This window comes from Pseudomonas sp. 3-2, from assembly GCF_019710535.1.
In the GTDB taxonomy this organism is placed as follows: domain Bacteria; phylum Pseudomonadota; class Gammaproteobacteria; order Pseudomonadales; family Pseudomonadaceae; genus Aquipseudomonas; species Aquipseudomonas pharyngis.
In genome coordinates this window covers 735114-760499 of record NZ_CP081200.1, presented here as the reverse complement: position 1 = coordinate 760499, position 25386 = coordinate 735114, and the positions used below count along the sequence as shown (strand labels likewise).

General features: G+C 63.0%; 25 protein-coding genes. 10 read left to right on the top strand and 15 right to left on the bottom strand.

What is annotated here, in order from left to right:
- Window positions 1-40: 40 nt before the first annotated feature.
- The 4 genes from K3819_RS03290 to K3819_RS03275 all read left to right on the top strand — a co-directional run bounded on the left by K3819_RS03290 (window position 41) and on the right by K3819_RS03275 (window position 5915).
- Window positions 41-1393 (top strand): 3-oxoacyl-ACP reductase, encoded by a 1353-nt coding sequence (locus K3819_RS03290; RefSeq protein ID WP_085610984.1) that lies wholly within the window; start codon window positions 41-43, stop codon window positions 1391-1393.
- A gap of 2 nt (window positions 1394-1395) precedes the next feature.
- Window positions 1396-2250, top strand: coding sequence for a MaoC/PaaZ C-terminal domain-containing protein (locus K3819_RS03285; RefSeq protein WP_221398623.1), 855 nt, complete (start codon window positions 1396-1398; stop codon window positions 2248-2250).
- Window positions 2251-2556: 306 nt separating this feature from the next.
- On the top strand, window positions 2557-4110 hold the full coding sequence (locus tag K3819_RS03280) for a collagen-like triple helix repeat-containing protein (RefSeq protein WP_221398622.1): 1554 nt from the start codon (window positions 2557-2559) through the stop codon (window positions 4108-4110).
- Window positions 4111-4244: 134 nt separating this feature from the next.
- Window positions 4245-5915, top strand: coding sequence for a ShlB/FhaC/HecB family hemolysin secretion/activation protein (locus K3819_RS03275; RefSeq protein WP_221398621.1), 1671 nt, complete (start codon window positions 4245-4247; stop codon window positions 5913-5915).
- A 37-nt stretch (window positions 5916-5952) separates the two neighbouring features.
- Here the strand turns inward: K3819_RS03275 and K3819_RS03270 are convergent, their stop codons facing one another.
- The 8 genes from K3819_RS03270 to cpaB are packed head-to-tail and all read right to left on the bottom strand — an operon-like array spanning window position 5953 to window position 13428.
- Complete coding sequence (locus tag K3819_RS03270) at window positions 5953-6225, bottom strand: DUF3613 domain-containing protein (RefSeq protein ID WP_039772498.1); 273 nt, start codon at window positions 6223-6225, stop codon at window positions 5953-5955.
- Between the two features lie 16 nt (window positions 6226-6241).
- Window positions 6242-6961, bottom strand: coding sequence for a tetratricopeptide repeat protein (locus K3819_RS03265; protein ID WP_064593262.1), 720 nt, complete (start codon window positions 6959-6961; stop codon window positions 6242-6244).
- Between the two features lie 40 nt (window positions 6962-7001).
- On the bottom strand, window positions 7002-7886 hold the full coding sequence (locus K3819_RS03260) for a type II secretion system F family protein (protein WP_085610987.1): 885 nt from the start codon (window positions 7884-7886) through the stop codon (window positions 7002-7004).
- Window position 7887: 1 nt separating this feature from the next.
- Window positions 7888-8772: a type II secretion system F family protein gene (locus K3819_RS03255; RefSeq protein ID WP_221398620.1), complete on the bottom strand. Its 885-nt coding sequence runs from the start codon at window positions 8770-8772 to the stop codon at window positions 7888-7890.
- 18 nt (window positions 8773-8790) lie between these two features.
- Window positions 8791-10059 (bottom strand): CpaF family protein, encoded by a 1269-nt coding sequence (locus tag K3819_RS03250; RefSeq protein ID WP_221398619.1) that lies wholly within the window; start codon window positions 10057-10059, stop codon window positions 8791-8793.
- On the bottom strand, window positions 10056-11246 hold the full coding sequence (locus tag K3819_RS03245) for a pilus assembly protein (RefSeq protein ID WP_221398618.1): 1191 nt from the start codon (window positions 11244-11246) through the stop codon (window positions 10056-10058). The genes K3819_RS03250 and K3819_RS03245 overlap by 4 nt, the downstream gene beginning before the upstream one ends.
- A complete protein-coding gene (locus K3819_RS03240) occupies window positions 11243-12466 on the bottom strand; it encodes a type II and III secretion system protein family protein (protein WP_085610991.1) in 1224 nt (407 codons plus the stop codon). The genes K3819_RS03245 and K3819_RS03240 overlap by 4 nt, the downstream gene beginning before the upstream one ends.
- Before the next feature lie 20 nt (window positions 12467-12486).
- Window positions 12487-13428 (bottom strand): Flp pilus assembly protein CpaB, encoded by a 942-nt coding sequence (gene cpaB, locus K3819_RS03235; RefSeq protein WP_221398617.1) that lies wholly within the window; start codon window positions 13426-13428, stop codon window positions 12487-12489.
- Window positions 13429-13767: 339 nt separating this feature from the next.
- Between cpaB and K3819_RS03230 the strand changes: the two genes are divergently transcribed.
- Window positions 13768-13974 carry a Flp family type IVb pilin gene (locus K3819_RS03230; protein WP_039772511.1) on the top strand — a complete coding sequence of 69 codons (207 nt, stop codon included), beginning with the start codon at window positions 13768-13770 and terminating at the stop codon, window positions 13972-13974.
- Window positions 13975-14051: 77 nt separating this feature from the next.
- Entirely contained in the window at window positions 14052-14459 is a 408-nt protein-coding gene (locus K3819_RS03225) for a response regulator (RefSeq protein WP_007958451.1), read from the top strand.
- Window positions 14460-14481: 22 nt separating this feature from the next.
- On the opposite strand, the gene K3819_RS03220 is transcribed toward K3819_RS03225, so the two are convergent.
- Both K3819_RS03220 and K3819_RS03215 read right to left on the bottom strand, forming a co-directional pair.
- Window positions 14482-15258: a response regulator transcription factor gene (locus tag K3819_RS03220; RefSeq protein ID WP_085611236.1), complete on the bottom strand. Its 777-nt coding sequence runs from the start codon at window positions 15256-15258 to the stop codon at window positions 14482-14484.
- A gap of 126 nt (window positions 15259-15384) precedes the next feature.
- The gene (locus tag K3819_RS03215; RefSeq protein ID WP_221398616.1) at window positions 15385-15855 is read right to left on the bottom strand and encodes a prepilin peptidase; all 471 of its coding nucleotides are present in this window, start codon (window positions 15853-15855) and stop codon (window positions 15385-15387) included.
- Between the two features lie 75 nt (window positions 15856-15930).
- Here K3819_RS03215 and K3819_RS03210 point away from each other — a divergent pair, with 75 nt between their 5' ends.
- Window positions 15931-16377 carry a TadE/TadG family type IV pilus assembly protein gene (locus K3819_RS03210; RefSeq protein ID WP_064593254.1) on the top strand — a complete coding sequence of 149 codons (447 nt, stop codon included), beginning with the start codon at window positions 15931-15933 and terminating at the stop codon, window positions 16375-16377.
- A complete protein-coding gene (locus tag K3819_RS03205) occupies window positions 16374-19121 on the top strand; it encodes an ATP-binding protein (RefSeq protein ID WP_221398615.1) in 2748 nt (915 codons plus the stop codon). The genes K3819_RS03210 and K3819_RS03205 overlap by 4 nt, the downstream gene beginning before the upstream one ends.
- Here the strand turns inward: K3819_RS03205 and K3819_RS03200 are convergent.
- From K3819_RS03200 to K3819_RS03180, 5 genes are all read right to left on the bottom strand, one after another.
- Window positions 19118-21115, bottom strand: coding sequence for a pilus assembly protein TadG-related protein (locus K3819_RS03200; protein ID WP_221398614.1), 1998 nt, complete (start codon window positions 21113-21115; stop codon window positions 19118-19120). The two genes, K3819_RS03205 and K3819_RS03200, sit on opposite strands and share 4 nt — an antisense overlap.
- A gap of 151 nt (window positions 21116-21266) precedes the next feature.
- Window positions 21267-21824: a DUF4136 domain-containing protein gene (locus K3819_RS03195; RefSeq protein ID WP_085610996.1), complete on the bottom strand. Its 558-nt coding sequence runs from the start codon at window positions 21822-21824 to the stop codon at window positions 21267-21269.
- Between the two features lie 53 nt (window positions 21825-21877).
- Window positions 21878-22492, bottom strand: a complete 615-nt coding sequence (locus K3819_RS03190) for a DUF4136 domain-containing protein (protein ID WP_221398613.1) — start codon at window positions 22490-22492, stop codon at window positions 21878-21880.
- Between the two features lie 12 nt (window positions 22493-22504).
- Window positions 22505-23254, bottom strand: coding sequence for a methyltransferase (locus K3819_RS03185; protein ID WP_221398612.1), 750 nt, complete (start codon window positions 23252-23254; stop codon window positions 22505-22507).
- Window positions 23254-23556: a MazG-like family protein gene (locus K3819_RS03180; RefSeq protein WP_085610997.1), complete on the bottom strand. Its 303-nt coding sequence runs from the start codon at window positions 23554-23556 to the stop codon at window positions 23254-23256. The genes K3819_RS03185 and K3819_RS03180 overlap by 1 nt, the downstream gene beginning before the upstream one ends.
- A gap of 143 nt (window positions 23557-23699) precedes the next feature.
- On the opposite strand from K3819_RS03180, the gene K3819_RS03175 reads away from it, so the two are divergent.
- Window positions 23700-23993, top strand: coding sequence for a hypothetical protein (locus K3819_RS03175; RefSeq protein WP_007951010.1), 294 nt, complete (start codon window positions 23700-23702; stop codon window positions 23991-23993).
- Window positions 23994-24030: 37 nt separating this feature from the next.
- Window positions 24031-25380: an MATE family efflux transporter gene (locus K3819_RS03170; protein WP_221398611.1), complete on the top strand. Its 1350-nt coding sequence runs from the start codon at window positions 24031-24033 to the stop codon at window positions 25378-25380.
- Window positions 25381-25386 lie beyond the last annotated feature (6 nt).

Genomic DNA, 25386 nt, shown 5'->3' with positions numbered 1-25386 from the left:
GCAGTCCACACTTTGAACCCCATCTTCTGGAGAGCGTTCCATGTCTGACCGCTATATCGACTTCGCCAACTCGTCCATCGGCCACCGTCTGGTCGGAGCCCTGGGCCTGCCGTCGCCGGTGCGGCTGGAACGATGGCAGGCGGGGCGCCTGCGGCCAGTGGACGGTGCGCTGCTGATCGGCGGTGGTCCGCTGGCCGAGCAGGTCAGCGCCTTTGCCAACCGGTTGACCGATGCCATTTATCGCTACGGCGATCAGCCGGCCAGCGCCACCCAATGGATTCCCGGCCATGGCCCGAAACTCAAGGCCGTGGTGTTCGACGCCAGCGATTTGCAGCACACCGACCAGCTGAAGCAGCTGCGTGAGTTCTTCCAGCCGTTGATGAAAAACCTCGACAGCAGCGCGCATCTGGTGATCCTCGGCCGCGCCCCGGAAACCCTGCGTGAACCGTTTGCCGCCAGCGCACAGCGAGCCCTTGAAGGCTTCTCTCGCTCGCTGGCCAAGGAGCTGCGCAGCGGCGGCACGCTGCAATTGATCTACGTGGGCGAAGGCGCCGAGGATCAGCTCGAAGGGCCGCTGCGGTTTTTCCTTTCGCCGAAAAGTGCATTCGTCTCCGGGCAGGTGATCCGGCTGACAGCTTGCGCCACCCAGGTCACCGACTGGACGCGCCCGTTGGCCGGACGTAAGGCACTGGTCACCGGTGCGGCGCGCGGCATCGGCGCCTCCATCGCCGAAACTTTGGCCCGTGACGGCGCCGAGGTGATCCTGCTCGACGTGCCGCCCGCGAAAACCGATCTGGAAGCCCTGGCCGCGCGCCTCGGCGGGCGCGCCATCACCCTCGACATCTGCGCCGAAGATGCTGCCGCGCAACTGATCGAACAGCTGCCGGACGGCCTCGACATTCTGGTGCACAACGCCGGCATCACCCGTGACAAGACCCTGGCCAACATGACGCCGGAATTCTGGGACGCGGTGTTGGCGGTCAACCTCAACGCACCGCAAGTGCTGACCAAAGCCCTGCTCGACAGCGGCACGTTGCGCGATAACGCCCGGGTCATTCTGCTGGCCTCGATCAGCGGCATCGCCGGCAATCGCGGGCAGACCAACTACGCGGCGAGCAAGGCCGGGCTGATCGGATTGGCCCAGGCCTGGGCGCCGACCCTGCTGGAACGCGGCATCAGCATCAATGCCGTGGCGCCGGGATTCATCGAGACCCAGATGACTGCGCACATCCCGTTCGGCCTGCGTGAGGCCGGGCGGCGCATGAGTTCGCTGGGCCAGGGCGGCCTGCCGCAAGACGTCGCCGAAGCCGTGGCCTGGCTGGCACAACCGGGCACCGGCGCGTTCACCGGACAAGCGCTGCGGGTGTGCGGCCAAAGCGTTCTGGGGGCCTGAGCATGAGCATCGAATGGCAAACGCTGCACCACGAACCGAGCCTGCCGGGGCTGTATGCCCGGGCGGCCACCCGACGCAAAATCACCGGCACCACCCTGCCCGACAGCGGCCTGCGCTGCGCCGTCGAGGTCGATGGCAAACGTCTGGCGGCCTATCGCCAGGTCTGCGGTTTCGCCGATGACGGCCTGCTGCCGCCGACCTATCCGCATATCCTGGCGTTCGCCCTGCAGATGCAATTGCTGACGGCCAAAGACTTTCCGTTCCCGCTGCTGGGGCTGATTCATCTGCGCAACCGCATCCGCGTGTTGCGTCCGATGGGCGGGATCAGTCGTGCGCAAGTCAGCGTCCGGGTGCATAACCTGCAACCCCATCCCAAAGGCGCGACCTTCGATCTGCTGACCACCCTCGACGATCAACTCGGCCCGTTGTGGGAAGCCGAAAGCCAAATGCTCTGTCGCGGCGTGAAGCTTGAAGGCGAACCGGTCGAACAGGCCTGGGAGCCGGCGCTGCCGCTGATGCAAGTGGCGCAATGGAAGGCGCCGGCGGACATCGGCCGGCAGTACGCGAAAGTCTCCGGCGACTACAACCCGATCCACCTCAGTGCCGCCAGTGCCAAGCTGTTCGGTTTCCCCACAGCCATCGCCCACGGGTTATGGAACAAGGCCCGCACGCTGGCAGCGCTGGCAGATCATCTGCCCAAGGCCAACCTTGAGGTCACCGTGCATTTTCGCAAACCGGTGCGCCTGCCGAGCGAGGTGAGCCTGTTCGCCAGCGCTGCCGGTTCCAGCGGTGAGTTGCGCCTGATCGGCGCCGGGGATCTGGAGCACATGGTGGGCAACTGGCAGCCGGTGGCCTGACATCGAGGCCGGGAAAACCTGCTCAATTGTGTATATATCACTTAAGTTTTCCCGCGCCGCACAAACGTCCCTCGCCGAAACCCAGCCTTGATTTTCAAGGCTTTTTTTTGCGCGCCTATATCCTCGGTATTAGTCGTTAGGCGGCACTCGCGTCCCCCTGCATAAAGGCGTTAATACCAACTTGAGAATGGCGTGGATCCGGCCTTGCGGCTGATATGAGCACAACGGACGAAGGCACTGCCGGCAACAGAATCGGCGGGCCATCGAAGACAACAAACGTTGTGACAGGTGCAAGGAATAACGCTCATGAAAACTCAGATGAAAGCTCAGGCGGCATGGTGCAAATCGGCAACGGCACTGGCCCTCATTCTCTCCCTCGGTCTGGCCGGTTGCAGCAGTGGCGGCGGCGGTCATCACAGCAGTTCCGGCAGTTCTTCCCCCGACAGCTCGACTGCGGGTACTGGCGGCACCGGTGGCACGGGTGGAACCGGAGACACCGCGGGCACTGGCGGCACTGGCGGCACCGGTGGTACTGGCGGAACGGGAGGGACAACGGATCCGACCAATCCCACCAATCCGACGGACCCGACGGACCCGACGAACCCGACCAATCCCACGACCCCTTCGCTGGTGACGACCACCCTGGTGCAGGACGTCGGTAATACCGTCAGCGGCGTCGGCGATGGCGTCGGCCAGGTCGGTGACTCCCTGAGCGGCGTGCCTGTCGTTGGCGGCGTGGTGCAAAGCGCCGCCAAAACCGCCGGCAACGTTGTGACCACGCTGGGTGACGGCGTAGCCAACGGCATCGGCAAACTGGCGACCACTGACAATGGTCTGGGCGTCACCGCTTCGGCGGTCGGCGGCGTGGTGCAGGATGTGGGCAACGGCGTGTCCGACCTGAGCGGCAAACTGGCCACTGCCACGGGCAGCGTTCCCGTGGTCGGCGGTGTGGTGACCAAGGTCGCCCCAGTGCTCAACGGAGTCGGCGAAAAGGTCACCATGCTCGGCGACACCCTCAGCACCGCCACCACCACCGGCCCGCTCGGCTCGGTGACCAAAGAAGTCGGCAGCAAACTGGTGCCGGTGATTGCCATGGTCGAAAGCACCACGGATAAACTCGGTACGGCTACAGGGCTGGGCGCGCCGTTGAACGGTTTGGTCCAGAAGGTCGGCAGCACGGTTGACGGCGTGGGTGACAAGGTCACTGTCGCCGGCAACGGCAACGCTCTGACCAACACCGTCGGCGGCGCCCTGAGCAATGTCGGCACTGCCGTCGGCAAGGCCGGTGGGCTGGTGGACAACGGCACCGGTTCGGGAACAGGCGTCGGTGGCGGTCTGGGCAGCAATGGCTTGCTGCAAACCGTCGGCGGCGCCGTGGTCAACGTCGGCGCCGGCTTGAGCAGCGGCAATGGCACTCTCGCCGCACCCGGTGGCGTGCTGGCGGCGGCCGGTAACACCGTGGCCTCGCTCAACACCGTGCTCGGCGGTTCGGGCTCGCCGATCACCAGCCCGACCACTCCCCTGGCAACCCTGGGCAACAACGTGGGTGCCGGACTTGCGCCAGTCACCACGGCGGTCACCAGCCTGACCCAGAATGTCGGCGCCGCCACCGGGCTCGGCACTCCGGTCGCCGGTCTCACCGGTCAGGTCGGCGGTGCCGTCGGCAATCTCGGCAACACGATTGCCAGCACCAACAGCAACCCGGTCGTGACGGCGGTCGGCAACACCGTCACCACGGTGGGCAACACGGTCACTGCGGTCGGCGGACTGGTCAACGGTGGCACTGCCACCGGGACTGGCGGCGGACTGGGTGGCGTCCTCGGCGGTCTTACCGGCGCCCTGGGCGGCAACAAACGCTGAATTGCACCTGGCCGATTCGACGGCCGAACCTACAGCGCCTACGCTTGGTTGAGGGCGGAAGATTCCCACGAGTCTTCCGCTTTTTTCTTAGGAGAAAACCCGCCCGGTGCTGGGGTTTGAACATGGAGTGTCCTATGCGCGTTATGGCATCCCTGCTGTTTCTCAGTCTCAGTTGCACAACCCTCGCCGACACCCTGCCCAGCTTTCTCAACAGCAACGAAACCATTCGCAACCTGCCGGTGCCGAACCTGCCCGCCGACGCCTACCGGCCGAACGCCGCGCCGCTGCAAGTGCCGGAGCCCGGCGCCACCGCCGCGCAGCCGTTGTTGATGGGCACGAAGATCAACCTCAGGACCGTGCAGATCGAAGGCGGCACGCTCTACCCGTTGAACGAACTGGCAGAAATCTACAAGCCCCTGATCGGTCGCGAGAGCAGCCTTGCCGACCTGATCGAAGCCACCCGCAACATCACCCGTCGCTACCAGCAGGACGGTTATCTGCTGTCCTACGCCTTCCTGCCACAACAGAACTTCGACGACGGCGTGGCGCGCGTCGTGCTGGTGGAAGGCTACGTGCGGGACGTGCAGATCGCGGGCGACGTCGGGCGGGTCAAAGCCCTGCTCGAACGACTGGCGGCCAAGCTTCAGGCTGAGCGCCCTCTCACACGCAAGACGTTCGAGCGCTACACCACACTGATGACCCGCATTCCCGGCGTGACGATCCAGGCCCAGGTGCCGCCACCCGGCACCACCGATGGTGCAACCACGCTGGTAGCCCAGGCCAGCCGCAAACCGTTCACCAGCACCCTGAGCACCACCGAAGACAACCGCAACGGCACTCAGGCCCTGCTCGGTATCAGCAGCAATTCACAAACCTCGATGGGCGAACAGCTGAGCCTCAGCGGCCTGTTTCCACCGGGGGATGATCACGAGCGTTACTACCGGCTGGACTACAACCAGTTCGTCAACGACGAAGGTGCGCAACTGAGCCTGTCGGCCTCACGCTACCGGGCCGATCCCGGCACCAACGTAGTGCTGAACAACGGTCTGGAACTCAAGCCGCATCGCGAAAACGACCGTTACTCGCTCGGCTTCAGCCTGCCGCTGATTGCCGCCTCGGATGAACTGCTGACCGCCGGATCGCGCCTGTACGCCGTCAACGACAAGACCCGCTACAACGTGATCGGCTACCCGCTGAGCGTCGAAGAACGCACCGACATCCGCGCCCTCGCCTTCGAAAGCGACTGGCGCAAGGCCGATGCCCGGCAACTGCGCATTCTCAGCGGCGGCGTGTACCAGGGCTTCGACAGCCTGGGCGCGCACACCAACAACAGCGCCATCGACCTCGATTTTTTCCGGGTGCGTCTGTCGGGGGTGCAGAGCGACAAGTTCTTTGATAACTGGCAAGGCGTACTGTCAGCCGCGTTGTACTGGAGCGACGACACCCTGCCCGACAGCGAGCGCGCGGTGTTCGGCGGGCAGAATTTCGGCCGTGGTTATCCCGATGATCAGGCGTCCGGCGACAAGGGTTGGGGTGTGGCTTACGAAATCAACTACAGCTTCAACCGCGACGGCAACTGGGTGCGCATCCTGCAACCGTACTTCGTGCTCGACCGCTCGCGCAGCTGGTTCAATGAATTGCCGGTGCAGGCCAACAACCTGTCATCGGCGGCGGTCGGCCTGAGATTTGGCGATGCGAAGTACTACAACATCGCCCTGGAAGCCGCTAAGGCGATGTCGGATGAAGCGCTGGACACCTTCAATCGCCGGCCGCGTTACAGCATCAGTTTCAGTTATCAGCTATAGACCGCCGTCGCAGGCAACGCCGGTTGCCTGCGACGAGCTAGTTATTCGTCTCGATCTTGCCCCCGGCATCCGGGTCGTAGAAATCGGGGATTTCATATTTGTACTTCTTCAACCAGCGCTGCATCGCCAGCTCACGCTCGGTGGCCGTGGCCGCCTGCGGATCGGGGGACGCGGCCTTGTTGCGGCTTTGCAGCAACAGCCAGCCTTCGGTTTCCTGCTGCTGTGCCGATGCCGGGCCGGCGTCGATGGCCAGCGCGCCGAGCGGCAGACTCAACAGGCTCAGGCAACACAGGGTCTTGAACGTGTTCATGGCATCTCCTTGAGGCTCACTTGATCGCCGGTTGCGCATCAATCGCCACCGCGACCTGATTGCCAGCGACGGGTCTGGCTCTGACCGGCGACTTGAGTTTCTCCGCACGCGCCTGGGCATCGCTGAACTGCTCCGGGGTCAGGTGCGCGCGGCTGACCACTTCGGCGGCTTGCTGCCAGTTGTTCTGGTAGAGCAGCAGGGTCACCAGATTCAGCGTCGCCAACTGATTGTTCTGCTTCAGCTCGATGGCGGTGAGGAACTCGAAACGAGCGTCCTCGAGCCGCAGCTGATTGAGGTACACCACGCCCAGATCATTGCGGATGTTTTCATTGGTCGGCGCCAGCCGCGCCGCCCGTTGCAGGTGGGCCTGCGCCTGGCCGTTGTCACCACGGGCGGCGTACAACTGGCCCAGGCCATGTTCGGCGTCGGCGTTCAGGCATGTGCCCAGCAGACTGCGATACAACGGCTCCGCTTCACTGCGACCCAGCAGGCGATAGACCTTGGCCTTGCGCAGCCGCACCTCGACGAGGTTGTCGGGCAGACCCTGCAGATTGGCCAGGCTGGCGTGCAGCTTGCCGTCGTTGACCAGATCATCGGCGAGGTTCAGCGACAGCTCCTGTTCGGAGCTCAACTTGCTGCAGCTGGCCGGCGCCAGCATCGTCGTCCACGGTGCCTGACCGTCGGTTGCGCAACCGCCGAGCAGCAACAGGCTAGCCATGACCATCAGTGCTTTCATCAATCGCTCTCCATCGCCATTGTCGTTGTCATTGTCATTGTCAGGACGCAAACGCCCGGGTGATTGCGGTAAAACCGGGGCCCGCCAAAACGATCAGTAAGGCCGGAAAAAGCAGCAGCATCATGACCACCGACATCTTTGCCGACATCTTCGAGATGTATTCCTGCAAGCGTGTCAGGCGTCGGTCATCCAGCAACTGCTTGAGCGTCAGCAACGATTTCATCGCGCCGCCGCCCTGTTGAATCAGTTGCTGCAGGATCACGCAGGTGTCGGTGAACTCATCCACCGCCAGCATCGCGGCCGCCTTGTTCAACTCTTGTCCGAGTTCCAGACCCGAGTCGACACGGGCCAGGATCAGACGCAGTTCGCCGGTCAGTTCCGGCAGCAGTTTTTGCCCCTCGCTGCTGAGTACACGCAGGGCCTGCTCGACGGCCATGCCGGACTCGAACAGGATCCGCAGCAGCGGAATGAACGTCGACACTTCCACCGCAATGATTTTCTGCCGACGGGCAGCGGCATACGCCAGCAGGCGTTTGGGCAGCAGATAGCCGACGCCGGTGGCGATCATCGGCACCAGCCAGCCGTTGGGTGCGAGGGGGAAAAACACCTCTTTCAGAAACACGCCCAGCCCCAGCGTCAGCAGCGGCGTGCCGATCTGGCAGGCGGCAAACAGCGAGCGCTCGCTGGCCCGGCGCCAGCCGAGCCGGCTGAGCAGGGTCTGGGTTTCACTGTCGATGCTCACCGAGCGCTGGCCGAACCGGCTGCTGCCCAGTGCCCGCAGCCAGTTGGCGAAACGGTTCTCGCGCACCAGGTGGCCCTGCAGACGCTGGTTGACCTGACGCACTCGACGCCGCTCGGTCAGCAGGTGGTTGCCGACCAGCAACAACGCCCCGAGCAACAGCATGAGACTGGCCAGCATCAGCATGTCAGACACTCCTCAGCATGCGCCACAGCGCCAGGCAACCGGAGACCTGCAACACCACCGCGACAATCAGCATGGTCCGACCGCCGGAGTCGTTCCACATGCCGAGCATGTAGCCGGGATTGGTCAGCATGAAGTAACTGACCAGGATCACCGGCAGCGATCCGAGTACCCACGCGGTCATCCGCGTTTCGCCGGTCAGCGCACGCAGTTGCCGGGCACCCTGGTCACGTTCGCGAATCAGTTTGATCAGGTTCTCCAGCAACTCGCTGGCGTTGCCGCCGTAGCGATGGTTGACCTTCAGGCCCAGGGCGAACATGCGCAGTTCGTCTTGCTCGTAGAGCTCGGCGAAATCGCTGACCGCGTCCGGGAGGTTCACCCCCAGCTGCACGTTGCGTTGCACCCGGCCCATCGCGGCTTTCAGCGGGTCCTCACTGGCTTCGATACCGCCCATCACTGCATCGCTCAGGGTCCGGCCGGACTTGAGGCTGCGCACGGTGTGGTCGAGCAACTGCGGTAACTGTTCGATCATCCGATTGAGCCGGCGTCGATACAGCCAGGCGATGTACAAGCGCAAAATCAGCGGCGGCGCCAGTATCAGCACCAGCAGACCGATCCAGTCGGCCAGCAGATAACCCAGCATCATGCCCACGACCCACAACGACAGCCAAAGCCCGAATCGCTCGCTCGGCCGGCCAAGGCCTGCCCGCAGGAACATCCGCTCCAGACCGGTCCACGAGTTTTTTTCGGCCGTTGCTTGCGGTTGTCCGACGGCGAGGCGAGAGAGCACCCGTTCGTTGGCAGTCTTGCGCACGCCCTGCAGGAACAGGCGAATCGACAACCCCAGCAGCAACAGGCAAAGGACAATCAGGATCACCGGTCCGATCATGACGAAGGCTCCATGCGTTCAGCCCAGACTCGACTCGCGCCGCAACTTGTCGCCGGCCGGGTTGACCGCTTCGCGCAGGAAGCCGAAACCGCTGCGTCGATCCAGACGGAACAGAGTATTGGTCACGTAGACGTCTTCGCGCACGCCGACCACTTCCACCACTTCACTGACACAGCGGCGGCCGTCAGGCATGCGGGTCAACTGAATGATCACGTCGAGCGCCGCACAGATCATCTGCCGCAGGGTGCGTTCGGCCACCGTGCGGCCGGTCAGGCCGACCAGGGTTTCCAGGCGCAGCAACGCATCCTGGGCATTGTTGGCGTGGACCGTGCTCATCGAACCGTCGTGACCGGTGTTCATCGCTGTCAGCACGTCGAGCACTTCAACGCCACGGATCTCGCCGAGAATGATCCGGTCCGGGCGCATCCGCAGGGCGTTGCGGATCAGGTCGCAGGCCTTGACCTCGCCATGGCCCTCGGCATTCGGCGGCCGGGTTTCCAGACGCACCACGTGAGGGTGGCCGAGTTGCAGTTCGGCGACGTCTTCGATGGTCACCAGTCGTTCGTGGGGGTTGATCAATTGGCTGAGAATGTTCAGCAGCGTGGTCTTGCCGGTGCCCGTGCCGCCGCTGATCAGGATGTTGCAGCGCTTGCCCACGGCCTCCTGGAAACACTCGAAAATCGGCAGGTCGATGGTCTGCATCGCAATCAGGTCGCTGCTCTTGAGCATGTCCTTGCGGAATTTTCGAATCGACAGGCACGGGCCGTCGAGGGCGATCGGCGGGATGATCGCGTTGACGCGGCTGCCGTCGGGCAGGCGCGCATCGACCATCGGCGAAGACTCGTCCAGCCGCCGACCGAGCGGCGCAAGAATGCGCTGCATGACCCGTTCGACGTGGTGCGCATCGATAAAGCGCAGGTCACTCTGATGCAGTACCCCGTCACGCTCGACGAACACCCGATGCGGGCCGTTGACCAGGATTTCGGTGACGGCGGTGTCGCGCAGCAAGACTTCCAGCGGACCGAAGCCGGTCAGCTCATCGACGATTTCTTCCCCCAGCCGCTCCATCTCGTAACGGGAAATCGCCAGGTGCAGACGGGCGATGTATTCGGCGACCTTGTCGGTCACAAATTGCGCCAGCAACTGCCGCGAGCCTTCCAGCAGGTTTTTCCCGGACTCCTCGATGGCATCGATGATGTAGCGATGCAGCACCAGTTTCAGGCCTTCGTGGTCGGTGTTGCCCGACTGGCCCCGCGCCGGTGCACCGAAAAGTTTTTCCGGGCTCATGAGGTGCCTCGCAGCCGGTCGAACCAGGTGACCTTGGGTTTGGCCAGACCTTCGGAGCGCTTGGCCAGCCGTTCGCCGAGTACCCGCAGGCTCTGGGTGAGTTTTTCCCTGGGCGCCAGTTCAAACAGGCTGACGCCCTGGTTCTTGGCGTTCATGCGCAGTTCCGGACTCAAGGTCAGCACCGCGATCACTTCCAGGTTGAAGGTCTTGCCGAGAGTGTCCGCATCTGGCGCAACGTTGCTCAGATAGCGGTCGACCAACAGCCGCCCGTGATCGAGCTTCATGCCTTTTTCCCGCCACAGATTGAATACCGCCAGATTGCGCCGGCAATCGAGCACGCTCTGGTCGGTGTACCAGATCAGCTTGTCGCAATGGCTGACAAAGGTCCGCAGGGCTTCGCTGTCAGGCTGGCCGGTGAGGTTCACGACGATGTGCTGGAAGTGCTGGCGCAAGGCGCTGAGCAACATGAACAGCTCGGCGGCGCTGGTGCTTTCCAGTGGTGCGTCATTGTCGGCGTACGCCAGAATCCGCAGCCCCGCTTCGGCGCTGGTGAAGGCACTGTCGATGAGCGTGGCGTCGAGCCTGCGCAGGTGGCGCAAGGCATCGCCGAAGTGGAACGAACTTTCCAGCCCCAGCAACGCCAGACTGTCGCCACGTGGCAGCCCGAGGTCCAGCAGCAGCGTCTGCTGCCCGCTCTTTTGCACCACCAGTGCCATATGGTTGGCCAGCAGTGCGCCGTCGGAACTGCTCTGTACGCCGTACAACACCGTCAGGCCGCCCAGTTGCGCGTTGTGGGTCACCGGCGGCAGGCGTTTGCTCAAGCGGCGCACCAGCCCGGCCACTTCGCTGGAGCGCGAACCGTAGGCGACGAAATCCCGGGCCCCGGCGCGCATCGCATTGAGTACAAGCTGGTTGTCCATGCCGTCGCCAAGCGCAACGATCGCCAGCATCGGCTTGGCCTCCAGCGCGCCTTCGATCAGCGCGCTCTGGGCCACCACGTGTTCCCGGTCGAGGCCGACGAACACCAGGCTGGCGAAGGTGACGTCCACCAGCGCGAGCAATTCGTCGAGGCTGCCGCCACCGGCACTGACCACCTGGCCCAACGGCGCAAGCGCGCTTTGCAGCCACTCCAGATCGGTGTTGTTGCGGGTGATGGCGAGGAAGGTCTGACTCAGGCTCTGGCTCATTGGGACAACCCGCTGCGCTTGTCGAAGTTACCGTTTTCCAGGAAAAACATGCGGTAGAAATTCGGGTCGTAGTTACGCAGTTTTTCACCCGGCAACGACGGCAGTTGCGCCTCCGCCGAGAGCGGGCGCACCAGGTGCGGGGTGACGATCATCAGCAGCTCTCGCTCTTCGCGCTTGATCTGCGAGCTCTTGAAAAAAGCACCGAGCACCGGGATATCGCCCAGCCCCGGAAACTTGTCGACCTGTGAACTGTTGCTGGTGCTGATCAACCCGCTGATGACAAAACTCTCGCCATCGGCGAGGGAAATGCTGGTGTCGGTGCGGCGGATGGTCAGGGCCGGCACGGTGGTGCCGGCGATGTTCACCGCGTTGCTGAAATCCAGTTCGCTGACTTCCGGCGCCACTTTCAAGGCGATGCGATCGTGGCTGATGATGGTGGGCGTCAGGGTCAGGCGGATGCCGAATTCCTTGTATTCGATCGACACGTTGTCGCTGCCGGAGCTGGGCACCGGAATCGGAATCTGCCCGCCCGCGAGGAAGCTTGCGCTTTGCCCGTTGAGGGCCACCAGACTTGGCCGCGCCAGGGTGTAGGCGAAGCCGCTGCCCTCGAGGGCATTGATGATCGCCATGGTCTTGCCGCCGATCCACGAGAAGTTGAACAGCGAGTTGTCCACCGGCAATCGCGGTTGCGGGACACCGTCGATGGGCGGCAACGTGCCGGGGGAACCGAACAGGAAATTGCCGCGGGTGCCGATCAGCGAAGCGGAGGCCTGTTTGAGTTTGGTGCGGCTGACTTCGACAAAACGAATGTCGGTCTGTACCTGCGAGGGCAACAGCGCATCATCCGACGGCAGCGCACCGGTGTTGGTGAGGGCCGAGGTGGCGGCGCCCTTGACGAACACCATGCTCTGGCGCGGCTCGCTGGAGCAGCCGGTCCAGACCATCAGACTGGTAGCGCCCGGCGCCACGGCGGTGAGCAGAAACGATGAGTTGCCATTGGCATGCACGTCGGCGATTTTCGGATCGCCGATGGCCAGGCGCGTGATCGCCACAGGTGATTGCATGTCCTGCTGCCAGCCTTCGTTGATTTCGATCACTGGCGGCAAGCGCCCGAGGGCCGCGCAGTTGCCGGTGGCCGCCTGCGCGGCATTGATTGACAGTCCCATCAGCAGCAAGGCCCGGAGCACGGGATTGAAGGTCGGCCAGGAACGACTCTGCATGCACTTGGATCCTTGCTCAGTCATGGGTTTTGTGGGTTGGTCTGATTGCCGCGAATCACTTCCACCGCGGGCCGTATCGCACTGCTGTGGTCGCTGCCGGGCGCGGTTTTCGGCGCGGTCCCCAGCGCCAACTGAGTGAACTGGAAGAGTTGGCTGTTGGCGGCCACCAGTTTGTCCGGCGCCTGACGTTCGCCGGCCCAATACTTGGCCAGGCGCTGTTCTTCGCTGCTGCGCACGGCCAGGCGCAACGTCCCGACCTGGGTGGCGAGCATCATTCGACTCAACAATTGCTCAGGCACCGCCAGCACCACGGTGCGCGCGGTGAGCCGGCGCTGGTCCTGTTTGATCTTGTCGTCGGCACTCATGGCGGGAGCGGACGGCTGGCCGTCGTTGGTCAGGCCGTATTGTTCGCCGACACCGAGCACGCGCATGGCCGGTACCACAATCTGTGCCGACTGTTGCGGGTTGCTGGCGTCCTGGCGCAGGAACAACAGCACGTCGACGTAATCCCCGGGAATCAACTGCCCGGCCGCGCCGATCACTTCATCGACCGACACCGCCAGCGCGCGCTCGTCACTGTGGATCATGCGCGCCAGTGTGCCGCCGGCCTCGAAGCTTTCTTCGTTGAGCCAGGTGCCGGCGCTCAGGTGTCGCCACGGTGTGCGGCCCACGGCCTGTTCGAGGGTACCGATACTGCCGGCGGGGGCGCTGAGCAGTTTTTCAACGGCCAGATCGGCGGCAGTCAGGGGGATGAAGGGCGGGACGTCACGCACCAGGACCACGACCGGCTGGCGGGTCTGGTCTTCGGCGGCAGCGACGGTTTTTTCGACGGTGACCACCGTCGGCGCGGGAGCCTCGGCCACCGGAGCGGGCTGCCGGCTGAGCACCAGGCCCCAATATCCGACAACGATGGCGCCCAGTAAAAGCACTGCTGCAAGGCCCATGGTCACACGACTGTTCATGACGGCTCTCCCTTTCCTGCTGCACTACCAGCCCGTACTTCCTACAAAGGGACATCGCAATCAGGCAGCTATGAACATCCAACTATTTCGCTATTTCCACGCTAGCTGAAACAAGCCAAAACGCCATTACTGACAGACAAATAACCCACGAAAGTATGGGCGTTGGCCAATTAGCAGTCGAAATAGCGGGAGAGACGAAGCGACTAATCCTTTATGACTAATCCGTTCTTACAGTTGTTGGGTGGGGCTTTGTTGACAATGCTCAAATGGCACGGCGAACGCTTTGCCGCTGCTGTGACATCGGCGCCAGGTGCGCAAAGGAGTGGGCATATGTTTCGAATGATCGTTGATTATTTAATGGCCAGAGCTTTGCTGCTCTACAAACATGAGGACGGGGCTTCGGCAATTGAATACGCTATCGTCGTGGCCATGGTCGCCGTGGTGGTGGTCGTTTTCGTCACTCCGCTGGGTGATCGTATGCTGGCGATCTTCAACAACGTTCTGGTGTCACTGGGCGGCACGACGCAAACCCGGCCAACGCCATAATCCACAGCACGGTTGCGCCAGCACCTTGCTGATGTCGGGCTACACTCGATCTACCACTCAGCTTTCAGGTACTGCCCATGAACGTGTCTTCTTCCCCACGCCAACAGTTGCTTCTGGTTGACGACGAAGAGGACGCGTTGCTGGAACTGGCGGAATTGCTGGAAGGCGAAGGCTTCGTCTGTCATACCGCCACCTCGGTCAAACTCGCCCTGCATCACCTGACCCGCCATCCCGATATCGCTCTGGTAATCACCGATCTGCGCATGCCGGAGGAAAGCGGCATGTCGCTGATCAAGCGTCTGCGCGAACACACCTCGCGCCAGCATCTGCCGGTGATCGTGACGTCGGGGCATGCAGACATGGAGGACGTGAGCGACATGCTGCGGTTGCAGGTGCTGGACCTGTTCCGCAAGCCGATCTATCACGTGCGGCTGCTGGAAACCCTGGACAATCTTTTTCCCAAGCCGAAAGTGAATGCCGGGTAAATGGGTTACCCGGCAGTCTGTCTCAGTGTGCGGTTACCCGCTGGCGCAAACCGGAATTGCCCGGCGATAACGCCAGCGCCAACTGCGTGCGGTTGTGCATGTGGGTCAGGCGTAGCACCTGAGAAACGTAAAGCTTCACCGTGTTTTCGGTGATGCCCAGCTCACAGGCAATCTGATAGTTGGTCTGCCCCTTGCCCACCAGGCGCGCCACGTCCAGTTGCCGTGGCGACAGCTGATTGAAGATCGCCGGGATTTCCAGCTCACCGGCCTCACGGTGCGCCTCATCACTGACGGGCGCCGGCGCGCGACGCACCTTGTCCAGATCCTGATAAAGATCATCGATGGACGACGACAGGTCCTGAAGTTTTTGATTCAGATGGCCCAGTTGCAGGGTTTTCTGCCGCTCCTGCAGCACCGCTTCCTGGCGTTGCAGGCCTTCGAGCAATTCATCCAGATTGACCGGTTTCTGGTAGTAGTCGGCAATCCCGGCGCGCAAGGCCTTGATCACGTCCTGCTTGTCAGCGCGGCCGGTGAGCATGATGGCTTCGAACGCCCGGTGTTTGCCGGCCAGCCGTTGCAGTTCCTGCACCAGTTGAATGCCGTCCATGTCCGGCATGTGCAGATCGCACAGCACCAGGCCGATCGCGGTGTCGTCCGAAAAACGCTCGATCGCCTCTTTGCTGGACTCGCACGGCACACAACGATAGCCGCTGCTCTCGAGAAACTCGCAGAGTTCTTCGACGATCAGAGGCTGATCATCGACAACGATGACTTTTACCGCAGATGTAAGCTTGTTCACGTGCCACTCCATGCCCGGGCCAAAAACTGACCATTCCTGTACTGTCAGCCGCTGGCTGTATAACTCGTTACTTTGAAGGTAGACCCACTTTCCGACTATGTACATAAGACTAGTGGCGCTTGGCGACTAATGGATCCAAGGTAGTGCAAGCACAAATCCGATCAGCACGAACGGCGCAAATGGCAGCTTTTTTGACACGGGTGGCGCCATATACCTAAGACGGTGCCTAAGCCCTTGACTCATATGCAGCCAGACTCTTGGCGCAAGCAGCATCCAGATCAGGCTCGCCGCACCGGCGCCGATAAAAATCCCGAGCAGCGAGACGCCGTCCGTCGCAAGACCAAGAGCTGTCATTAGTTTCACATCACCGGCGCCCATTCGGCCCATGAAATACCCGGGCAACGTGAATGCCAGGGCCACGACACAGGCCCAGCCTCCCTGCCCGGCTTCGGCGCCCATCCAGGTGGTACCGAAAGACAGCAGATAGACCAGCGCGAGCGTCCCGACACCCAGGGTCAAAACGTTGGCAATTCGTCGTTGCCGGGCATCCTGAGCCGCGCACGCTGTCAACCAGATCAGAAGGACAAGGCTTTGCATCCGGTAAAAACCGTCCGTTTTTGCTGAATGATTCTATGCTGATACTACGCAGTGACTGTCAGGGTAGACGCACGGATGAAAACCGGCTCTCGGAAGGCGCAAAAAGGCGCGGTGGCGATTGAGTTCGCCTTGGTGTTCGTGATCTTTTTCGCGGTGTTTTATGGCCTCGTCAGCTACAGCTTGCCGTTCGTGCTGATGCAGACGTTCAACCAGGTCACCGCCGAAGCCATCCGCCGCGCCGTGGCGGTCGATCCCGCGGTTCCCAACTATGCAAGCGTGCTGGTCAGCACCGCCAATGCCGCGTTGACCCAGCAATTGTCGGTGCTGCCGTCGTCGCTGAACGTGGTGGTCGGCACGGACACGACAACGGTCTACGACCCGGCCCAGGGCACGCTCACCGTCAGCGTCAATTACCCGGTGAGCAAGCTCAATCGGGTCATCCCCTTTCTGGTGTTGCCGGGCGTCGGCGCTGTCCCCAGCCTGCCCGCCAACCTGACCGCCATTTCGAGTCTGAAATTTTGACTCCGGGTGACAACCTGCTCGGCCGCCTGCTCAAGCGAAATATGGTCGCCAGCGATTTGCCGGACGTACTCGGGACCCCGCTGACGGGCCTGCACATCCACCTCGACAACGACGGCGGCGTGTTGCAAATGGCCGGCCCGCTGCGCCTGCTGCTGGCGCAACAGACGCCCCGCGACAAACCGGTGCCGTTGCACGACTACCTGCTGGCGCACTGCACGCTGGCGATCGAGGGCCGCCCGCAAGACTGGCAAGGCCAACTGCTGGACCTGGATTTTCCCGGTCTGGGCGACCAGACCTTGCACCTGCGCGGCTGGGTCCAGCCGCTGAGCGATGGCTGGCTGCTGCAACTGATCGACATTGCCGACCTGTTGTCCGAACGCCAGCAAGCGCATCAGCGCGAGGCGTGCCACATGCTCGCCGAGCAGATCAGCAAACAGGTGCGCAGCTGCAGCCTGGGACGGTTGCCGATGCTCGTCAGCGAACAATTGCAGGTGATCGCCCAGCGCTGGCAGATTCCGTGCCTGGCACTCGCCCTGCTCGATGAGCAGGAACAGGGCTGGCAGATCCATCAGCAGTTCCACGCCCATGACGCCCCGGCGCTGTGGCACGACGGCCAGCGTCTGGGCACGCCGCTCGACAGCCTCAATGGCACCGGCCCACAGCGCCTGGGTGAGCATTACGGCCAGTACGAACACTCAAGGGTCCAGGGGCTGTTCGGCAATGCCGAAGGTTTTGCCGTGCCCTACAGCGATGATCGGGGCGTGATGGCGTGGCTGCTCTGCGGTTTTTACGCGGTGGACAAGACCGCGCCGTATCTGGCCGATCGCGACTGGCTGATGCTGGCAGGCGCCCTGGCCGGGCCCCTTCTCGGTCGCTTGCGCGAGCAGCAGCATCAACTGCAACTGGAACGGCTGGAGTCGTTGCAGACAATGCTTGGCACAGGCTGGTGGGAAATCAGCCATAGCGAGCAGATTCAACTGGCCCCGACGCTGGCTGCCATCCTGCAACAGGACAGCTCGACGCTGACGCTCGAGGCCTGGCTGAGCCTGATCCATCCCGCCGATCGCGAAGAAGTCCGCAGCCGCCTGCAAGCCCTGCAGATGCAAGGGGAAATCCTCGACCTGTGCGTGCGCCTGCATGCTCGCGACGCGAGCCAGACGCCGGCGTGGTATCGCCTTCAGGGGCAAGTCACCGGCACCGGCGAGCACAGGCGGCTGGTGGGTTTCATGCTCGACATCAGCGACATCAAGAACCAGCAGCAACTGGCCGCCGCAGCCCATGCGCGGCTGGACAACCTGATCGCCAGTTCGCCGGCGGTGATTTACGTCCAGCACTACGTCGAAGGCGCCTTGCTGCCGGCGTTTTTCAGCGCCAGCCTGCAACCGTTGCTGGGCTGGAGCCTGGAAGACTGCGACGCCAGTGCGCTGGCAGAGCGGATTCACCCGGATGACCGCGCCCTGTATTTCGAGCGAACCCGGCAGCTGCTGCGCGAAGGCTCGGTGCGCGCCCGCTATCGCATGCGCGACAGTCGCGGCGATTACCACTGGCTGCTCGACGAAGCCCGGCTGTTGCGCAACGACCTCGGCCTGCCGGTGGAAGCTGTCGGCTTGTGGCTGGACGTCACCGAAGCGACGCTGGCCGCCGAGCAGGTCAGACAGAGTGAGGAACGCTACCGGATTCTGGTGGAGGACTCGCCGGCGATGATCTGCCGCTATCGCCCGGATCTGATCCTGACGTTCGGCAACCGGCCGCTGGCGACCTATCTGGAATGCGCCCCCGAAGCCCTGGCCGGGGTCGATCTGGGCAGCTGGATGTCCGACGTTCAGCGCGCGGCCTTCGTTGAGCGCCTGGCGCAGTTGACCCCGCAATCTCCCGTCAGCACGGCCGAAATCAACCTGCAATTACCGGGGCGCGAACATGCGTGGTGGGTGTGGTCGGATCGCGGCGTGTTCGATGAACACGGAAAGCTGATCGAAGTACAGGCGGTGGGCCGTGACAACACCGAAGTGCGCCGCTCACAACAGCAACTCACGCAAAGCGCAAAAATGGCCACCCTCGGCGAAATGGCCACCGGCCTGGCCCACGAAATCAATCAGCCGCTGAACGTGATGCGCATGGCCATCGTCAACGTACGGAAGCGCCTGAGCAACGGCGATGCGCAGATCGATTACCTGACCGACAAACTCAATCGCATCGATGCGCAGGTGCAGCGCGCCGCGAAAGTGGTGGACCACATGCGGGTATTCGGTCGCCGCTCCGAGATCGAGCAGCAGCTGTTCAACCCGGCCAGCGCCATCGAAGGCACGCTGTCGCTGCTGGCCGAAGGCATGCGCGGCAAAGGCGTGGATCTGCGTATCAGTGAAACCGCATTCGAGGTTCAGGTGCGCGGGTACGTCGATCAGCTTGAACAGGTGCTGATCAACCTGATGGTCAACGCCCGGGATGCGCTGCTGGGCAAACGCGAGTCCGACTCGACGTTCAAACCGTGGATTTCAATCTACGCGGAGCGCGACGAGCAACACGTGCGACTGTGGGTCGAAGACAACGGCGGCGGTATCGACCCGCGTTTGCTGGAGCGGATTTTCGAACCGTTCTTCACCACCAAACCGATAGGTGTCGGCACCGGCCTGGGGTTGTCGGTGAGTTACGGGATCATCGAGAACATGGGCGGCCACCTCAGTGTGCGCAACTCGGCGGACGGTGCACGGTTCTGCATCGAGCTGCCGATCGCCGCCGACGACTAGATCACCAGATAGGCCTTGCCGGTCTGGCCACAGGTCATGTTGGCGCCTACGTCGACGTCCATCAGATTGATGCCCAGCCCCTTGAGCAAATTGTTCAGCAGCGGATCCAGCAGCGGACTCACCACGCTGGTAATCACCGGTTGCAGAGTCGTCGTGACATCACTGATCAGACTGGCAACGCCGGTGACAATCGTGCCCAGCGGGTTGCTGCCCTGGGGTTTGTAGACGATCAGATTGATCCCGGCGAGGGTGCTTGCCAGGCTGCTGACGATGTTGCCGGAGGGCGCGGCGGCAATCACGCTTGGCGGCAGTTTCAGGTTGGGCGGTGTGGCGAACGGATTACCGCTGGAAAACACCAGGTTCTGGGTGTTCTGCGCCACGCTGGTGTTGACCATGAGCGCAATACCGCCGGCGCCGTATGGCACGTGAGTGCTCGGGTCACAGCTGCCGATCCCCAGAATCTTGTGGCAGGTCACCGTGCCCAGATCCACCAGCGGCAACGGTGTGACGGTGGGTTGGGCGGCAGAAGAGAAGGCGTTGGTCGGGTCGATCTTGCCCAGTTTGAGATCGGCAATCGAGGTGGTGGTGCGGGCCGTCAGGCTTTTGGTGCCGGCATTGCCGGTCGGACAACTGTAATCGGTGACATAACTGACAGCACCACCGGCGTCCAGGCTGATGTCGATCTGCGGCGAGGGCAACAGCTTCGGGTCCAGTTGCTCACAACCGGCACCGAGCAGGCAGCCGGCCGAATTCAATGTGGCGACCAGATTAAGGCTCAACAGTGCATTGAGGGTCGGTGTCAGCGTGCCAACCAGTCCGAGTACCGCGTTGGCCAACCCGGTCACCCCGGACAGTACCGGCAGATTCACCGAAAGCAGCGTGCGTATCTGCGCGGTGCGCACATAGATCCGGTTCGGCCCGGTGGGATTGGCCCTGGCCAGCGCCGGATCGCCGATCGCGGAAAACTGCGGCGGCTCGATGACTTTGACCCGCACCGTGACATTCGCCAGCCCCAGCACGCTGATCGGCAGGGTCGCGGCCACCGCACTTTTGCTGTTGGCCAGTTGAATCACGCCCTGGACCAGTTGCAGCAACTGCAGATTGGCATCCAGCCCGGCGGCCGTGGTGCCGGTCTGCAATTGCAGGATGTCGCCGAGCTTGACCGGGGCGGCATTGATCGCCGCCACTTGCAGTTGGCCCAGCGCGGTAATCACTTCAGCAGTGGCGCCGTTGAGCTGGACCGCCGTAATCGCGGCCTGGATCAGTTGCGTCACTGTGGCCTGGGTATTGAGCAACTGGGTGTAATTGCCGGCAGCCACGTTGAGGTTGATCGCCAGTTGATTCAGGTAGCCAAGCAGGTTGATGTCAGTGTTGAGCAGGCTTTCCCAGCCCAGGGCCGTCAGGTTGACGTTACCGCCGAGCAGCCCGGAAAACAGTGGATTGAGGATGTTCGATTGCGCGGTACTGATGCTGGCCAGGTTGCTGCGGATGTTCAATTGAGCGACGGTCGGCTTGGGTTTGGCCGCCACCGCCGAAGCGTATAGCACGGTGTTGAGACTGACGGGTGTGCCACTGAACAACGCCTGCACCCCGCCGGCAAAACTGGTGGTGACGGTACGGTTGGCCGCGACCTTGACCGCCTCTGATTGCGTGGCGTCCACCGTAAAAGTGCGCAGGCCGGTGGCGGCTGTCGCCAACTTTCCGCAATCGATCACAAGAACGTTGGTGGCATTGGCGACAAACCCGTTGCGTGTCGCGCTTTGCACCGCGTAACTGGCCGCGGTGAGGCCCGGCAGGCAGTTGCCGCCTCGGCTGACGGCTTCGAGGGCGGCGGTGTCCACCAGGCGCTGCAGTTTGCGTTGCTCCATGTACAGGCGACCGGTGTCCACGACCAGCAACATCAACACCAGCGCCAGGCTGAGGGTGGCGGCCGCCATCAGGCCGATGGCTCCCCGCTGCCGGGCTGGCCCGCCGCACTGCGAATGACGCGACATGGCGCACTCCTTTGCCGGCGCACGGCCGGGCGCAACCTCCATGGATGGGTAAGAGTGTAGACACGCGCAGGCAACACTGCTGGCAACGCGCCATTTTCACCCGCCCATAAAAAACGGGAGCCATCTGGCTCCCGTACTTTTTTCAACAGACTCAACGCGGCGGATAGTTGGACAGGATCCGCGCCACGGTTTCGCGGATGGCATTGCTGCGATCCGCCGGGTTCGGCGTGCGGCTGAGCATTTGCTCGTCGCTGCCGCGCCACACCAGTTTGCCGTCCTTGCCGTCGAGCAGATCGACCTGAATGGTCGCCACCTTGTAGGTGATGTTGCGGGTTTCGTTGTACATCGGCGCGCCCCAGTAACCGTTCCACGGGCCACCCCAACCGCCGCCGTAGTTGGTGGTCACCTGTTGCTGACGGTCCTCGACGATCAGGTAGGTCTGCACAAACAGATCGCCTCGGGCGCCCGAGGCGGCCGGGCGCAAGCCACGCTGATCCAGTTGATCGGCAACGGCCTGACGGATGCGCTGCTCGGTCAGGTCGCTCTTGATCCGTGGATCATCGGGGCGGTATTGCAGGGCGGGGTCTTTCCAGCTCCAGCTGCGATACGCGGCGAAGTCGCGGCTGGCGTCAAAATCATGATTGACCTGGTTCGAGGCGCAGGCACTGAGCAGCGCGATAACGACCAGTAAAGCAAGACGGCGGAACATGGTTTTTCTCCGGTGGAAGACATGAACCTGAGGGCGCTTTCATTTGCAGAAGGCTAACCGGGAGGATACGCCGACATGGCCTTTTCGACAGCCTCCCGAATCGCATCGGTGCGATCACTTTGTTTACCCTGGGTACCGGTTTCGGCGCTGGCGCTCCAGACCGGTTGACCACTGCCGGCGTCGAACAGATCGACCCGCACCACCACGACCTGCTCCTGATAGGTACGCACGATCGGCACCGTGTTGTACATCCCGTAACCCCGGCCGTAACGGTCATAACCGCCGTAGCCGCCGCCGTAGTAACCGTAATCGTCCTGCACCTGACGCAGGCGGGTTTCCAGGCTCAGGTTGGCACTGACCAGCAGATCGGCCGGGCGGTTGTCATGCAGCGGGCGCAGGCCGCGCTGGTCCAGCGCACTGCTGACGGCCTCGGCCACTTGCGCCGAATCCGCCCAGGCCGTGCCCGGTGGGAGTTGACCGTTGAGCCACGCCCAACTGCGATAGCGCCCGTAATCCCGTGGCGGCGCGGGATAAGCGCTGCGGTCGAAGGTGGTCGCCGCTTGCGGTGGGGCCGGCGGCAACGGTCGTGACTGCGCCACGTAAGGGTTGCTGCCCTGGCAGGCGGCCAACCCCAGACAGATCAGCAGTAACCCTGAATGACCTTTCATATCTCGCTCCGATCAGATCGGCCGGCAGATCCAGTGCAAGTAGCGCCCAAGCCCGGCGAAGCTTGGGTGACGACGGTGGGCGAGTTCCATCTCGAGCAAATCAATCAACTCGGCGCGGGCCTGGAATTCCACCGGCATGTAATCGTGGAAAACCCGCACCCCGCTCTGGGTTTCGACCTGCCACAACCCGGCGAGTTGCGTCGCCAGTTCCCGTGGATCGAGTGGCTGCTGCGGGGTCAGGCTCTGCTTTTCGCCGGCCAGGTCGTTCCTGCGCATTTTCTTGAAATGGCCTTTGAGCAGGTTCCGGTAAATCAGCGCATCGCGGTTGTAGAACGCCAACGACAGCCAGCCGCCGGGCTTGGTCAACTGATGCAGCACCGGCAGGATCGCGTGGGGTTCGGCCAGCCATTCCAGCACCGCATGGCACAGCACCAGATCGTAGGGTTCGGTGAGCTGGCCGAGCAGTTCCTGCCAGGGCGCCTGAATGAACGTCGCGCTTTGCCCGGCTTCGGCAAAGCGCTGGCGGGCGCCTTCGAGCATCGGTGCGGCCGGCTCGGTGAAGGTCACCTCGTGCCCGCGTTCAGCCAGCCACAGCGACATGTGGCCCAGCCCGCCACCGATATCCAGCACCCGCAACGGACGATCCGGCAAGGCTTCGGCGAGGTCGGCCTGCAACACGGCGAGGCGGATCGCGCCTTTGGCGCCACCGTAGATTTTTTCGGCGAAACGGGTCGCCAGTTGATCGAAATGACGGTCGCTCATCAGCTGAACCGCCGTTCGCTGTCGGCGAGTTTGCTGCGCACCACTTCATTCATGTCCAGCCCCAGTTCGCTGCACAGCAGCAACAGATAAAGGACGATGTCGCCGACTTCCTGCCCGGCGTGGGCCAGCTTGTCCGCCGGCAGTGCGCGCGACTGGTCTTCGGTCAGCCACTGGAAGATTTCCACCAGCTCGGACATTTCCACGCTGGCAGCCATGGCCAGGTTTTTCGGGCTGTGAAATTGCCGCCAGTCATTGCGGTCGCGAATGGCGTGCAGGCGTTCGGTCAGTTCAACAAGGTTCATCGGGCTCTCCTGAAGGCGTATAGCTTCGGGGGGATGCCGAGCGAAGGCAAGCGCCAGTCGACCGTTAAAACCCTCTATGCTTGCAGGGAACTCGACCGCACCCGCTGCGGCCCAAGGCTCAGCTCTTTCATCAGGAAACAGACATGCAGGTAGAAAGCTTTTTCGAATGGCTGGGCCAGGCGCTCGGCTCGATCATCCGCTTCATCGTCGACGGCCTCAGCGGCCTGTTCAATCTGCTGGGCAACGCCGGGGGCAACTTTGTCGACGGGCTGTCGAAGGCGCTGGGCATGGACACGTCGATCATCAGCATCATCGCGCTGATCGTCGGTCTGATGCTGTTGTGGTCGGCGATCCGCGCGTTCATGAATGCCTCGATCATCGCCGGGATCATCTGGTTGCTGCTGGGATTGTGGCTGCTGAGCTGGATCATTCACTGACACCTCCCGCTACAATGCCGCTCCCCAAGGAGCCCGCATGTCCAACCTGATCGCCGACTGGCGCGACCGCCCGACCCATCACCGGGTCTGGGCCCTCGCCGCCCCCATGATCCTGTCCAACATTTCCGTGCCGCTGGTGGCGCTGGTCGACAGCACCGTCATCGGTCACCTTCCCCACGCCCATCAACTGGGCGCGGTGGCGGTAGGCGCCAGCCTGTACACCTTTCTGGCCTGGGCCATGGGTTTTCTGCGCATGGGCACTACTGGCTTCGCCGCCCAGGCCGCCGGGCGCAGCGACGGCGCGGCCTTGCGGCAGATATTGCTTCAAGGCCTGTTGTTGGCGATGGGGCTGGCGCTGCTGCTCGGGGCGCTGGGTGTACCACTGAGCGGGGTCGCGCTGCACTTCATGCAACCGTCGGCGGAGCTGGATCAACTCACCCGTGACTTCTTCCACACCCGCCTGTTCGGGCTGCCGGCGGCGCTGGCCAGTTATGCGCTGGTCGGCTGGTTCCTCGGCACCCAGAATGCCCGGGCGCCGCTGGCGATTCTGCTGAGCACCAACCTGATCAACATCGTGCTCAACCTGTGGTTCGTCATCGGCCTGGACTGGGGCGTGGTCGGTTCGGCGCGCGCATCGGTAATCGCCGAATGGAGCGGCGCCCTGCTCGGCCTGTGGATGACTCGCAAGGCATTGCGCGCCTATCCCGGTCACATCGCCTGGGCTGCTCTGAAAGTCTGGCAGAGCTGGCGTCCGCTGCTGGCGGTCAACCGCGACATTTTCATCCGCAGCCTGGCTCTGCAATCGGTGTTTTTCCTGATCACCGTGCAGGGCGCGCGACTGGGCGATGCCACGGTCGCGGCCAACGCGCTGCTGCTCAACGGTCTCCTGCTGACCGCCCACGCACTGGACGGACTGGCCCACGCCGTCGAAGCCCTGTGCGGCCACGCCATCGGCGCCCGTGATCGTCTGGCCCTGCGCCGTTCGCTGGTGGTTGCCGGCGGCTGGTCGTTGCTCGCGAGCCTGGGCTTTGCCGCGCTGTTTCTGTTGGCCGGCCACCTGTTCATCGAAATGCAGACCGACATCCAGAGCGTGCGCGAAACCGCGTTCATTTACCTGCCCTACCTGGCCGTGCTGCCGTTGATCGCGGTCTGGAGCTACTTGCTCGACGGCCTGTTTATCGGCGCCACCCGCGCCCGGGAAATGCGCAACGGCATGCTGGCCACCGTGATCCTGCTGCTGCCTGTCGCTTGGGCGCTGCAAGGTCTGGGCAATCACGGCCTGTGGATTTCGTTCCTGTTGTTCATGGTGCTGCGCAGCCTGACACTCGGGGGACTGGCGTGGTGGCTGCGACGCACCGATGGCTGGTTCAACGGTGCCGCTCACTGAAGCGAT

Coding starts and splice junctions, on each gene's coding strand:
- K3819_RS03230 (WP_039772511.1), top strand. CDS start 13,768: ATGATCGTTGATTATTTAATGGCCAGAGCTTTGCTGCTCTACAAACAT.
- K3819_RS03250 (WP_221398619.1), bottom strand. CDS start 10,059: ATGAGCCCGGAAAAACTTTTCGGTGCACCGGCGCGGGGCCAGTCGGGC.
- K3819_RS03290 (WP_085610984.1), top strand. CDS start 41: ATGTCTGACCGCTATATCGACTTCGCCAACTCGTCCATCGGCCACCGT.
- K3819_RS03195 (WP_085610996.1), bottom strand. CDS start 21,824: ATGTTCCGCCGTCTTGCTTTACTGGTCGTTATCGCGCTGCTCAGTGCC.
- K3819_RS03265 (WP_064593262.1), bottom strand. CDS start 6,961: ATGAAAGCACTGATGGTCATGGCTAGCCTGTTGCTGCTCGGCGGTTGC.
- K3819_RS03200 (WP_221398614.1), bottom strand. CDS start 21,115: ATGTCGCGTCATTCGCAGTGCGGCGGGCCAGCCCGGCAGCGGGGAGCC.
- K3819_RS03175 (WP_007951010.1), top strand. CDS start 23,700: ATGCAGGTAGAAAGCTTTTTCGAATGGCTGGGCCAGGCGCTCGGCTCG.
- cpaB (WP_221398617.1), bottom strand. CDS start 13,428: ATGAACAGTCGTGTGACCATGGGCCTTGCAGCAGTGCTTTTACTGGGC.
- K3819_RS03225 (WP_007958451.1), top strand. CDS start 14,052: ATGAACGTGTCTTCTTCCCCACGCCAACAGTTGCTTCTGGTTGACGAC.
- K3819_RS03275 (WP_221398621.1), top strand. CDS start 4,245: ATGCGCGTTATGGCATCCCTGCTGTTTCTCAGTCTCAGTTGCACAACC.
- K3819_RS03245 (WP_221398618.1), bottom strand. CDS start 11,246: ATGAGCCAGAGCCTGAGTCAGACCTTCCTCGCCATCACCCGCAACAAC.
- K3819_RS03210 (WP_064593254.1), top strand. CDS start 15,931: ATGAAAACCGGCTCTCGGAAGGCGCAAAAAGGCGCGGTGGCGATTGAG.
- K3819_RS03190 (WP_221398613.1), bottom strand. CDS start 22,492: ATGAAAGGTCATTCAGGGTTACTGCTGATCTGTCTGGGGTTGGCCGCC.
- K3819_RS03255 (WP_221398620.1), bottom strand. CDS start 8,772: ATGATCGGACCGGTGATCCTGATTGTCCTTTGCCTGTTGCTGCTGGGG.
- K3819_RS03270 (WP_039772498.1), bottom strand. CDS start 6,225: ATGAACACGTTCAAGACCCTGTGTTGCCTGAGCCTGTTGAGTCTGCCG.
- K3819_RS03280 (WP_221398622.1), top strand. CDS start 2,557: ATGAAAACTCAGATGAAAGCTCAGGCGGCATGGTGCAAATCGGCAACG.
- K3819_RS03285 (WP_221398623.1), top strand. CDS start 1,396: ATGAGCATCGAATGGCAAACGCTGCACCACGAACCGAGCCTGCCGGGG.
- K3819_RS03240 (WP_085610991.1), bottom strand. CDS start 12,466: ATGCAGAGTCGTTCCTGGCCGACCTTCAATCCCGTGCTCCGGGCCTTG.
- K3819_RS03215 (WP_221398616.1), bottom strand. CDS start 15,855: ATGCAAAGCCTTGTCCTTCTGATCTGGTTGACAGCGTGCGCGGCTCAG.
- K3819_RS03170 (WP_221398611.1), top strand. CDS start 24,031: ATGTCCAACCTGATCGCCGACTGGCGCGACCGCCCGACCCATCACCGG.
- K3819_RS03260 (WP_085610987.1), bottom strand. CDS start 7,886: ATGCTGATGCTGGCCAGTCTCATGCTGTTGCTCGGGGCGTTGTTGCTG.
- K3819_RS03185 (WP_221398612.1), bottom strand. CDS start 23,254: ATGAGCGACCGTCATTTCGATCAACTGGCGACCCGTTTCGCCGAAAAA.
- K3819_RS03180 (WP_085610997.1), bottom strand. CDS start 23,556: ATGAACCTTGTTGAACTGACCGAACGCCTGCACGCCATTCGCGACCGC.